General features: G+C 41.0%; 7 protein-coding genes. 3 read left to right on the top strand and 4 right to left on the bottom strand.

Annotated features, from left to right (window positions below):
- Positions 1 to 100: 100 nt before the first annotated feature.
- The 4 genes from H5232_RS16470 to H5232_RS16455 all read right to left on the bottom strand — a co-directional run bounded on the left by H5232_RS16470 (position 101) and on the right by H5232_RS16455 (position 6,926).
- The gene (locus H5232_RS16470) at positions 101 to 2,074 is read right to left on the bottom strand and encodes an alkaline phosphatase family protein (RefSeq protein ID WP_182831206.1); all 1,974 of its coding nucleotides are present in this window, start codon (positions 2,072 to 2,074) and stop codon (positions 101 to 103) included.
- Positions 2,075 to 2,255: 181 nt separating this feature from the next.
- The gene (locus H5232_RS16465) at positions 2,256 to 5,255 is read right to left on the bottom strand and encodes a TonB-dependent receptor plug domain-containing protein (RefSeq protein ID WP_404936404.1); all 3,000 of its coding nucleotides are present in this window, start codon (positions 5,253 to 5,255) and stop codon (positions 2,256 to 2,258) included.
- Positions 5,256 to 5,295: 40 nt separating this feature from the next.
- A complete protein-coding gene (locus tag H5232_RS16460) occupies positions 5,296 to 6,372 on the bottom strand; it encodes a FecR family protein (RefSeq protein ID WP_145233555.1) in 1,077 nt (358 codons plus the stop codon).
- On the bottom strand, positions 6,369 to 6,926 hold the full coding sequence (locus tag H5232_RS16455; RefSeq protein WP_145233553.1) for an RNA polymerase sigma factor: 558 nt from the start codon (positions 6,924 to 6,926) through the stop codon (positions 6,369 to 6,371). The genes H5232_RS16460 and H5232_RS16455 overlap by 4 nt, the downstream gene beginning before the upstream one ends.
- Positions 6,927 to 7,410: 484 nt before the next feature.
- Here H5232_RS16455 and H5232_RS16450 point away from each other — a divergent pair, with 484 nt between their 5' ends.
- From H5232_RS16450 to H5232_RS16440, 3 genes are all read left to right on the top strand, one after another.
- Positions 7,411 to 8,607, top strand: a complete 1,197-nt coding sequence (locus H5232_RS16450) for an efflux RND transporter periplasmic adaptor subunit (RefSeq protein WP_182718582.1) — start codon at positions 7,411 to 7,413, stop codon at positions 8,605 to 8,607.
- Positions 8,608 to 8,621: 14 nt separating this feature from the next.
- Entirely contained in the window at positions 8,622 to 11,795 is a 3,174-nt protein-coding gene (locus tag H5232_RS16445) for an efflux RND transporter permease subunit (RefSeq protein ID WP_182740235.1), read from the top strand.
- A gap of 123 nt (positions 11,796 to 11,918) precedes the next feature.
- Entirely contained in the window at positions 11,919 to 12,551 is a 633-nt protein-coding gene (locus tag H5232_RS16440; protein ID WP_182740247.1) for a PilZ domain-containing protein, read from the top strand.
- Positions 12,552 to 12,558 lie beyond the last annotated feature (7 nt).

Below are 12,558 nucleotides of genomic sequence, written 5' to 3'. Positions count from 1 at the left end.
GGTAGCGACCTTCCTATTATAATAAAAAGCAGTTGCAAGCATAAAACGCAAAAAACTAAACAGCGATAAAACTCTTCTTCAACCGACACAAACATCTTAACTATAAAGTAAGCCTTTGTGGTATATCTGCAAGTGAGCGAGCAGCATGGACCGAAAGCGCATGATCAAAAAATAACAAATCAGCAACTGAAATATCTATCTCAGTGTTTAATAAATTATAATTACCCTCTCCCCCCTCACCAATATTAATAGGGAATTCTGAAGCTATTGACTTCACATTTGGCGCAGCAACATGTGCCACCTGAAAACCAAGCGTTTCGTCATTTATGTACAAACTAATCTCAGCGGTGACTAGATCGTAGGTGGCTATTACATACATCCATTGGTTATGAACATAAGGCAAACTAATATCAGCTCTATTTGACCCATCTCCAATGTTAAATTTCATAGTGCTATTAGTTGCTGAAAGTGTAAAACCTGGGTTTAAACCACTCTGCCAATCTTTATTAGAGATAATATTTGGATCACTACTTATATCGCCATTTACTTTTAACCAAAAACCAACAGAACCCTGCAAATTACTCTCTAAATTAGTAGGCGCTGATAGATAGCCATTTTGTCTATTGATATTAATAGCCTGACCACTATTAAGAGGGCCTAATTCAAATGTGACTAGCGGTTCATTGCCGGCGATATAGTCAAAAGGTGTTATTTCTGAATCAAATGAAGCGTGTAACAGTACTTTTTTTAGAATCAAACTAATTGGCACAAGTTCGCCCAAGCTAAAATTAGCTAATGTAGTTAAGCTATTGCCTGTGTTTGGTACTACTTTATACATAATGCGCTTAGTGCCTTCACCTAATGTATCAATAGAAAGCAAATCATCGTAAAAATGATCAGAGGCAGCCACTTCCGCAATTTTTACATCATCACGATATAAGGTCACGGTTTCAACCTCTTTTGCTACTCGCCAATTAAGTGTAATCACAGCCTCATCTGAACGATGTTGCTTTATTTGTATAAAGGTATTTTTTACACCCACTTTGCCAATTAACGACGGACTAGAAAACTGTTGCTCAGGCTTAATTTGATACCCTAAAAAGCTCAGAGCTGTTGGAGCAATAGCAGTAATACCGGGGTAACCCATTAATGCATTTTGTCCCTCACTAGCGAGACTAAACTGTGTATCGTTGTTAGCAAATAACTCATTCATTATCTCCGGCTTGTTTGTGCCTATAAGTGATGTTCTTTCTTCAACACTATCACCACCATGCCCACCACTTTTTACATGACCATGGTCGGAAACAACCATCACCAACCAATTTTCGTTAAGGTTAACTTCTCGATATTCAATTGCATCTAGGATACGCCCAAGGTGTAAATCTGTATCTTTTAAGGATTGCTCATACGCTTCACACCAACCACAAGCATGGCCAGCACCATCGATTTCATCTAAATGTGTGAAAATAAAATCTAAATTAGAATCAGGATCAGTTAACTCAGCTACTAACTTTGTTGTGATAAATGTATCTAAAGGGGTATCTTCAGGGCGTTGTACCCCTTCGATTTGTTGTTTTACGTAGGGCATAGCATTTTTGGCATGCCCTTGGTTAATAGGAGTCCATGCAACATAACTTGCCATGTCAATAGTGTTATCTTCATTATAGAGGTGTTCAAAAATACTAGCTGATAACGTAGGTTGATTGTTATTGGACGCAACACCATGCCCATCTACCCATTGCCCTGTCAAGATTGATGACCAAGAAGGGCCAGAGGAAGTAGCTTGATGGCTGTGGCTACCAAGGTAACCTCCATTGAACGCTTTGCTGATCGTTAATCTAGAAAAATTTTCTAGTATCGGTTCATTTATTTCCTCATTATCTATGTCGTCAACATAATCGAACATCAATCCATCGATACCTAAAACCAGAACTTTTTTTACAGGTTCAACGGTTTCAATAGTTGTTACTTCCTCTTTAGTCGTATTGTTATCGTTACAACCAACTAATGAAAATACCGCAATACTACAAAGGCTTATCACTTTAAGGTTAAATGGAGCAATTCTAAAATTCATACATATCCTTAATTTAGGTTAATTCAACTGGTCTAGTCCAGATAGATTATTGATATAAAATATGAAAGTTTGAGGTTACTTTGATGACGTTCCGATGACTAACTGAAAGCTGTAACTGTGTTCACTATCAAAAAAAGGGCCTTGCGGCCCTTCAAAAGATAAATAACGTAGGAGAAGTTATTTAAAAACGGTATTCGGCGCCTAAATAATAATAAGCACCGTTAAAACCAAATGGTGCAGAACGACGTGAATATTCAAATACACCTGTTGAACTGACGATTGTATTGCCTGACGCGTCTACAATTGTGCCTGAGCGTGAGTTACCTATTTCATTCTTATCAGGATAAACATCAAACAAATTATTGGCGCCAATATTTATCGATAGGTTATCGGTAACAAAGTAGTTAATTTTTACATCTGTCAGAATTTCAGCACCGTACGTTTGGCGGCCACCATCTTCGACAGTGTATTCACCGTAACGATTCAGCGATAAATTAACCGTCCAGTCTTCAAGGCGATAAAGAGCACTTAAATTAACCCTGTCTTGAGGTTGCCACTCTTCGATAATTGATGTCTCTTGCGATGAAAAAACATCTTCAACAGGAATAGTTTCTAAACCACTGCCTGCAGGAGTGAATAAATCAACCACATCGGTTTCTGTAAAGTTAGCAGCAAGGGTAAAATCAAGCGTGCCACCTAACCCTTCAGTATTCCAGGTTGCAACGAAATCCACACCTTGCGTTTCGGTATCTGCACCATTTAAGAAAAACTGCCCTGCACCTGCGCCAGAACTAACCAATGCAGCATCTAGCGTTGATGACAACCCTTTACCTAAACGGTTACTGATCACAATACGGTCGTCAATATCAATTGAATAATAATCAACGGTAACATTAATATTATCCGTCACGTTATACACAATACCTAAGCTCATGTTTTGTGACTTTTCTTCTTTAAGTTTTGGAATACCAATACTCTGTGCAAGTGTGCTGTCGTTTCTAAAAGTACCAACTTCTTCTGCAATTAGATCGCCGTTCGGGCCCACCACAAATTGCGTGCTGATATTATTAAAGTACAGTTGTTGCATCGATGGCGCTCTAAAGCCGGTACTCACCGCACCACGTAACGATACATCATCAGTTACAGACCAATTACCCGCAAGTTTAAAATTAACTGTATCACCAAAACCTTTATAGTTATCGTAACTTAGCGCGCCTGAGAGAATAACATCATCAATAATATAAGTTTCAGCATCTACGTAAAATGAAATCACATCACGTGATTCATCAACCGATGAATCAGGCGAAGAGCCACCAAAACCTTGAGTCCCACCGGCAGCATTTTCACTGCCAATACCACCGCTCATACCATCGTAAATATTAACACCGTTATTTGTATCATAATCACGATAAGCGTATTCACTACCTTCTAAAATGCGGTATTCATCGGTGCGAAGCTCGGCACCCATTGCCAGTGAAAAATTATCATAGTCTTGTGTAAAATCAAGATTGATTGTTTGCAGTGATAACTCCATGCCATACGCATACGCTTGGCGAGGAATAGTGGCACGAATATCATCAGCACTTAAACCTTGATCATAACGTAATAAATTAGCGTATGAACCATTGATAGTGTCACTAGTGGTATAATCGATGCTGTTTTCACCATAGGTGTATGACAGGTCAAGACTAGAGCTATTATCAAACTCTTTTTTAAAGCCAAAGTTATACGATATATCATCAATGGTGGTGTTGATCATTGGCAAGAAGCCCATCGGGATCACCGCATCACCATCTTGTAAAACAGGGTTGCCATCAGCATTGGCATTATGACGGAAAAACGCTGCTGACTCGTTATCGCGACTTGAATAAGTAATAAAACCATAAAGCTCACCACCAGCAAGTTCATAACCTGTATTTACTGTCAGTGCAAACTGTTGTGAGTCCGCATCACCAATTCTAAACGTATTTCGAGGTGCGGTGAGTTCGCGAGGGTCGCCTGCTAAATATGTACCATCAGCAAGCTCTGTACATCCATAAAACTGACACGAGCCATGTAAACCGGCACGATTCGTTGGGGCTCTATCACGATAATTCAACGTAGTATTTAAGTAGCCGTCATCGCCTAAAGCAAAGCCTTTGTTAAAATCAATATTGACAGTTTCACCATCACCTTCAGAATATTGACCATAGTTAATCGCTGCTTTACCGCCCTCATCGGCATCTTTGAGTACAATGTTGATAACACCTGCGATTGCATCAGAGCCATATTGTGCAGCCGCACCATCACGTAACACTTCAATACGTTTAATTGATGCCGCAGGGATTGCATTCATATCAGTACCCGCTGTTCCACGCCCTACAGAGGTATTTATATGGATGATACTGGCTTGATGACGACGTTTGCCATTGATCAACACTAATGTCTGATCTGGTCCTAAACCACGTAATGTTGCAGGACGCAAAGCATCAGTACCATCACTGATTGAAGAACTGGAAAAGTTAAATGAAGGGGCAATTGATTGCAACATCCGGCCAACTTCTGTTTGCCCTGTATTCTCAAGTGCTTCAGCACTTAAAATATCAACGGGTACTGGTAAGTCTTCGACCGAACGCCCTGCTACACGGCTACCAACGATGGCGATTTTTTCAATATTTTCTTGAGCGGCTTGTTCTTGTGCATTAGCAACTTGGCTATTGGTTGCCATTAAAAGTGGTATTACAGCAGCACTGACCCCTGAAAGCTTTCTCATGTTGTTATCATTCCTATTGATTTGTTTGAGTTTTATACTCAGTAAACCATTTTGATCAACAACCGCATCGAGTTCAGTATTTTTCAGCATTGTACTAAGCGCTTCTAACTGAGTGTAATAACCATACACTGATTGAGCTTGGTATTGTTTTGCTAAGTCAAACGAAAAAACCACGGTTTGTTCTGTTTGTTTTGCAAACTCTATCAATGCTTGATCTGCTCGCTGCGCTTTTATATCAAATTGTACCATCTGTGGATTTGCAGCCTCAGCCTGAACATTTAGGCTAAATACTAAAGGTGCTAATACAATTAACCCACAAATTGGATACGTTTGGTTACTGCGCAACTTATACAAACAGTTGAGAAAGAATAATCCGCTATGCAATCCTATTTTTTTATTAATTATTTTTTTACTTTTTATATTTACCATTGTAACTTCTGACACTTTAAATCAAAGAGCAAGCATAAGCTTAGCTGTGATCACCGTGTTTTAGGCTTACGATATGTTCACCTAAACGTTCATGCTCAATGGCTAAATTGATGCGCAGGCTATCAAGTAAACCGATAATATCACCGGCTTTAAACACCCCAGCCACTTTTAAAGAAGCTAATGCAGGATCAGCAAGTTCAAAACGCGTTGCGGTATAGCGACTCACTTCTTGCAGTGCTTCGCTTAACGACTCGCCATTAAAAATTAGCATACCTTGTTGCCATGCCAGATCCCGTTGTACATCATCTTGTGTTAACCGTTTGATTGGCTTAGTAATGCTTTCTTTAATTAATGCTTTTTCGCCAGAGATAACAATACTAGCATTAATTTTTTTCACACTGTCGGTATCATTACTAGCACTTTGCAATTGAACAAAATCATCAGCATTTACTGCAACCGAAGGATCCGTGATCATCACTTTACCCTCAGTAACAACCAACTCAAGATCCGATGCTGCATTACGTTGGACATTAAAAACAGTCCCCAGTGCGGTAAATGACTTATCGCCCGCCATCACCGTAAATGGACGTGCGGCATCTTTAGCAACATTAAAACGCCCTTCGCCTCGACTTAAAATCAGTTGTCGGCGGTTTTTTGTATACGCAACTTCTAATAAGCTATTGGTATTTAATTGCACTATCGTACTATCTGGTAGCACAAACGTTGCTTGCTCACCGACTTTAGTACGGTAAATTTTACTGTACTTGGCTTGTTCTTGTGGTGTTGTTGGCCACTGTTCAATACCAACAAATATAAAGCTGGCAACTAGCAATGCGGCAAAGACACTTGCCGCAATCGAAAAATTAATTTCTCTGCGGGCAGGCTTATTGATGCTATTTTTATTGGGAAATAAGCTACTCAACTCATTTAATACGCTCAGTTCATCCCATAACTGGGCTAACTCAAATACCGCATCTTGATGAGCTTTATTTTGTTGCACCCAGTGCTGAAATTGCATACGTTCTTGCTTTGATAAGCCCCTATCCATAGCACTTATCCAACGACTGGCATCTGCTTGAATAGCATCTTTAGACGAAAATTGATGAATATTACTCATTTTCCCACCCTCCTGGCAGGTTCAATAGTGGCACTGCTGTGCTCACCTAACTGCTCATGTTGCTGCATGTAGCGCATAGATTGTAACAGACCTTTGGCAATATGTTTTTCAACCGTACTTTCACTTAACTTCATTTGCGCTGCGATTTCTTTTTGGCTCATGCCATATACTTTCTTTAAAATAAAACATTTTCGCACTGGCTGGCTTAGTTGCTCAGTAGCACGGCAAAACAGTAAAAAGCGCTCTTTTGAGGTCACTTCATCCTCAAGCTGCATAGATCGCAACGACTGCTGATAATCATCAGAGGTATCTAATGAATCGCAATGCTGATTATCCCATTTAGCAATATGGTTAAGCGCCAAATGCTTGGCAGTCTTTAGCATATAACTGCGCGTATATTTAATATCTTGTTTTAAATCAGCCTGATAGCTCTTAACAAAGGTTTCTTGTACTATATCTTCCACGTCATCTGGTTGTACAATCCGCGAAACAAAACGTCGCAACTGTGAAGACAGATCAATAAATGTTGTAGATAATGTCGGCTTGCGCGTCATTATTAACTTTACCCTTGCTATTATTATTACGCCTAGGGTACGAGTTTTAGCGCCAATTACAAGGCAATTTGTTAATTTTGTGGTTATTAAAGCAGTTTCGCTAACAAAGCACTTACAGCACGTCATAATTAAGCTATTGTCATACAAAACAATGACTTCATTATTTTATAAACAGCTTTATTGCGGGGCGCATAAAAGCGCTCAATTATTTAGTTATTAAACTAAATTACGCTTTAAAAACCACGGTTGCTGCGACTTGGTTCATATAGCCCTAATATGTTCTACACTCTTTAAAATGCAATGAAAAAAATAAACACCAGCATATACCTGTAAAAATTTAAGGTATACACTCGTATTTAACTAAGCTAAATGGATTAAGCACCACGTAAGTCAAGCTGATGATAAAATCAACAGAATGTCATGCTATTAGCTTATAAAATGTTACATATTATTTATACTTAACAATTGGAACTGTGGAGTAACCATGCGTCTGTCTTTCGCACCATCAAAATTATCTTTATTCTTATTTACCTCGGCTTCGTTGTTTCTACAAGGTTGTAGTGAAGCACCTAAAGCCGAACAAGCAGCAATGCATCCAGCAGCTGTGGCAACAACCATAGCAACCTATGAAGATGCCCCATTCACTATTGAACTACCGGCAACCTTATCAGGTTCTAAAGAAGTTCAAGTACGTGCCAGAGTAACGGGGATCCTAGAATCTCGTAACTTTGATGAAGGCCAGACAGTTAAGCAAGGACAGTCACTTTTCACTGTGGATTTAGCCCCCTATCAATTGGCGGTTGAAAGCGCGCAAGCAGCTCTTAATGGTGCAAAAGCATCTTTAGTGCAAGCCGAACGTGAAGTGAAACGATTAGCCAAACTACGTGCTGAGAAATCAGTCTCACAACGAGATTATGATAACGCCAGCTCCACCCAAGATATTGCTAACACGACGTTAGAGGCCGCGAAAGTTGCATTAAAAGAAGCCCAACTGAATTTAGAATATGCGCAAGTAAAAGCACCTGTCGCTGGAGTGGTGGGCCGTGAATTTGTGTCGGTAGGTACTTTTGTATCAGGTCCCGATCTATTATTAACGCAAATTACCCAGTTTGATCCTATTCGTTTACGATTTGGTATTTCTGAGCGTGAACAATTACAAATGCGTCAAGATGTCGCAAATGGCTCTTTATCGCTGCCAGAAAAAGGTCAGTGGCACACGAGCATTAAATTACAAGACGGTTCACTCTCCAATAAAAGTGGCAAAGTTAACTTCTCTGATGTACGTATTAATCCAAATACCGGCACCAGCGAACTACAAGCAATTATCCCCAACACTGATTTTGAACTTCGCCCAGGTCAATTTGTGCGAGTGATGTTAAGTGGTGCGGTACGCAAAAATGCATTTGTAATACCGCAACGTGCGGTACTTGATAATGGCACTGGTAAATTTGTTTATGTAGTCGCTAAAAATGAACAAGGCGGCACGATTGCGCGCCCAGCTCCCGTTGAAGTAGGTGAGTGGATCCAAAAGCCAGATAATCAAGGTGATAAAAACTTTTGGTTGATTAAATCAGGCATACAGCAAGGCGATGAAGTGATCATCGATGGTATGGCAAAGATTTTCTTTCCAGGCATGCCAGTGGCCGTTAACAATGCAACAAACAACGTAAGCGCAGAATAGGCGCAGGGAGTTTTATGTTTTCTCGTTATTTTATCGACAGACCTATTTTTGCGTTTGTGATCTCAATTGTTATTGTGCTGGCGGGCCTGGCTGCCATGCGCAGCTTGCCGATCGCCCAATACCCTGAAATTGCCCCACCCGTTGTGCAAGTGACAGCAGCCTATCCGGGTGCGTCGGCTGAAGTACTCGAACAAACCGTAGCCGCGCCGATTGAAAATGCGATTACCGGTGTTGAAGGCATGATGTATATGTCTTCAACCTCGACAAGCTCTGGTGCAACAACCATTGAAATAACGTTTGAAATTGGCACCGATATTGACCAAGCAGCAGTTAACGTCAATAACCGTGTAAAGCAAGTTGAAGCTCGTTTACCTGAAGAAACACGGCGCCAAGGCGTGGTGGTGCAAAAAGGTTCATCGAGTTTTTTGCAAGTTCATGCGTTTTATTCACCGGACGGCACTCGTGATAGTCTATGGACTTCAAACTATGTCACCCTGAATATTTTAGACCGTATTAAACGTGTTCCTGGTACAACGAGCGTACAAATTTTTGGCGCGAAAGATTACGCCATGCGTATTTGGCTGCGCCCTGATGTAATGAGTCAGCTCGGTGTTACTGTTGAAGAAGTCGCAGGGGCAGTTCGCAGCCAAAACTCTCAATATGCAGCCGGTTCGATTGGTGCAACCCCCACTTCACAATCAGCGCAAGAGCTGGTTTACAGTGTTACCGCTCAAGGGCGTTTATCAGAGCCTGAACAATTTGAAGAAATCATTATTCGTTCAAACCTTGATGGCAGTAGCTTACGTTTAAAAGACATCGCCCGTGTTGAACTTGGTGCAAAAGATTATAACTTCAGAGGCACTATCAACGGCAAAGAAGCCGTACTATTAGGTATTTTCCTACAACCTGGTGCCAATGCACTTGATGTAGCAGCAGAAGTTAATGGCGTATTAGCAGAGTTAACTCAGCAATTTCCCACTGGACTTGCTCACTTAAATTCGTACGATACCACCCGTTTTGTTGAAGTCTCGATCCGCGAAGTAGTGAAAACACTACTTGAAGCAATGGTACTGGTTTTCTTAGTGGTGTTCTTATTTTTACAAAATTGGCGCGCCACACTGATCCCAACTCTTGCCGTACCGGTGTCATTACTTGGTACGTTTGCTGGCATGTATATGCTTGGTTATTCTATTAACTCATTGACTTTATTTGGTATGGTACTGTCTATTGGTATCGTAGTGGATGACGCCATAGTGGTACTTGAAAACGTAGAGCGTATCATGCACGAAGAGCATGTGAGCGCCCATGAAGCCGCAATAAAAGCGATGAAAGAAGTATCAGGACCTGTTGTTGCTATTGTTCTAGTACTTTGCTCAGTGTTTGTGCCAATTGCATTTCTAGGTGGCTTAACTGGCGAACTATTCCGTCAGTTTGCGATCACCATTTCAATTGCTGTGAGCTTATCTGGCATAGTTGCACTAACAATGACCCCTGCTTTATGTGTGCTTATTTTAAAACAAGAGCATAAACAAACCGCAAGCTTCTTTTTATGGTTCAACCGTGTATTTACTAAAATAACCAGTAAGTATGTGGGTGCTGTTGGTTTTATGGTGCGCCGAGGAGCATTAGGTTTATTGCTGATGATTGGTATGGTGTCAATTACCATTGGCCTTTGGAAAAGCACTCCAGGTTCATTAGTGCCTGATGAAGACCAAGGCTACTATATTTCAGCTATTTTCTTACCTGACGGCTCATCCCTTGAGCGTACAGAAAAAGTAGTAGCTGAAGTTATTAGCGCCGTACAATCTAATCCTGCCAATGAAAATGTGGTGGCATTTACAGGCTTTGATTTTATTGGCGGCGGTTATAAAAACAGTGCAGCCACCTTATTCGTCACCCAAAAACATTGGGATGAACGAGAGGTTGATACTAAAAGTTTGGTTAATGAGCTGTTTATGAAAACTGCGCATATCAACGAAGCACTTGTTTTAGCGTTTAACCCCCCTGCTATTTTTGGTTTAGGGAGCACTGGCGGATTTGAATTTTATATTCAAAACAAAGGCGCAGGTGGCCCAGAAAAACTGCAACAAGCCATGGGTTTAATGATGGCTGAAGCACAAAAAAGCCCTATTTTAAGTGGCCTACAAACGTTGTGGCGACCAAATGCACCGCAACTTAAAGTTGATGTAGATCGTGAACAAGCCCGCGCAATGGGCATTGAAATTGACGATGCCTTTACAGCCCTTGCCGGCACACTGGGTACTTATTATGTGAACGACTTCAATAAGTTTGGCCGAGCTTGGCAAGTACTCATGTCAGCAGAAGCTGAATTTAGAATGAAGCCTGATGACATTGGACGAATTTATGTAAAAAACAGTCAAGGTACTATGGTCCCTATGTCTGCGTTTACTAATATTGAATATAGCCGCGGACCAGAAAATCTAAATCGTTATAATAACTTGCCTGCGGTAAAACTGCTCGGTAATGCTGCACCCGGTTACAGCTCTGGCCAAGCAATTGCTGAAGTTGAACGTATTGCAAAAGCAGTATTACCACCGGATATGACCTACGACTGGACCGGCTCTGCGTATCAAGAAAAACGCAGCTCAGGTACCACAGGAATTGCTTTAGGCCTTGCGGTGATCATGGTTTTCTTAATCCTTGCAGCACTATATGAGCGTTGGTCATTGCCACTATCGGTGATGCTAGCATTGCCATTTGGAACCTTTGGCGCATTGGTATCAATCTGGTTAGTAGGCATGACTAACGATGTGTACTTCCAAATCGGCTTAGTGACCTTACTTGGTTTAGCCAGTAAAAATGCCATTTTGATTGTTGAATATGCATTGATGAAACATCAACAAGGTTGGAGCGCAAGCGCTGCAGCACTTGAAGCTGCCCGCCTTCGATTTAGACCCATCATCATGACTTCGATGGCCTTTATTTTAGGTGTAGTGCCATTAGTATTGAGCTCAGGCGCCGGTGCAGGTGCACGTCATAGCGTTGGTACTGGCGTTATGGGCGGCATGATGGCAGCAACCTTCCTTGCCGTGTTCTTTGTACCACTGTTCTTTTATTGGTTAACTGAGCGCAAACTTACTGAAAAACGCTCGCGAGCAGATTTATCCGATGAAATTGCAAGCCACCACAAGCGTGAACATGTCGACACCCAAGAGGGTAATTTATGATTTAAGCTCAGCTACAAAAATATAAGGGCAAACAGTGGTTTGCCCTTTTTTATGGTAATTTGATAACTAGCAATTTTATACTGTCGGCGCTACTATTAAACTATTGCGTCGAGGAGCCTTATGATGAATAGTGAAAAATTAACCGAGTTTGAGCAGTACTTTCAGATTGATGAAAGTAATCGAGTAAATTTATTTGCTGTTGACGATAGCAAAGTGCCTACTACCTTAGCGCAACTAGAAGCAGATATCCCACCATTATTTAAATTGGCCAATGAGGTTAGTGAATTAGAGCAAAGCTCGTTAAGACCATTGCGTAGCCTTGGTGATTTGGCACAAGAGCTTGCCGTATTTTTACAAGCACAATCGCGTAAAATCGACTTGATCATGAGCCATATATTAGCCTCAGAGCAGCCCGAAGATAACGCCATTTATTGTGATAGCTACGGCGGTGGCGGTGTCAAACTAACCGATACAAAAGTCTACTCTATTGGCCAAGTATTTCGCACTAAATTATTTTTACAGCATGAAGCCTCTGCTATTTATTGTTACACCGAGGTAGTTGCGGTTAATAAGATTGACGATGAACACTACCAATACACCCTACTTTTTAAAGCCATCCGCGATACTGATCAAGAACTTGTGGTACGTGCTAGTTTACATGCACAAACCAGACAACTGAAAAAGCGTCAGCTGCTGCAACATGAAAGCGACAACTTTGATAACCAAGACACAACAGAGCCAACAAAACCAGAATAATATAGAT

It is taken from the genome of Pseudoalteromonas sp. SG41-5 (assembly GCF_014164495.1).
Lineage (GTDB): Bacteria > Pseudomonadota > Gammaproteobacteria > Enterobacterales > Alteromonadaceae > Pseudoalteromonas > Pseudoalteromonas rhizosphaerae.
Note: the sequence above shows the minus strand (reverse complement) of the source record. Positions and strands in the feature narration are given on the sequence as shown.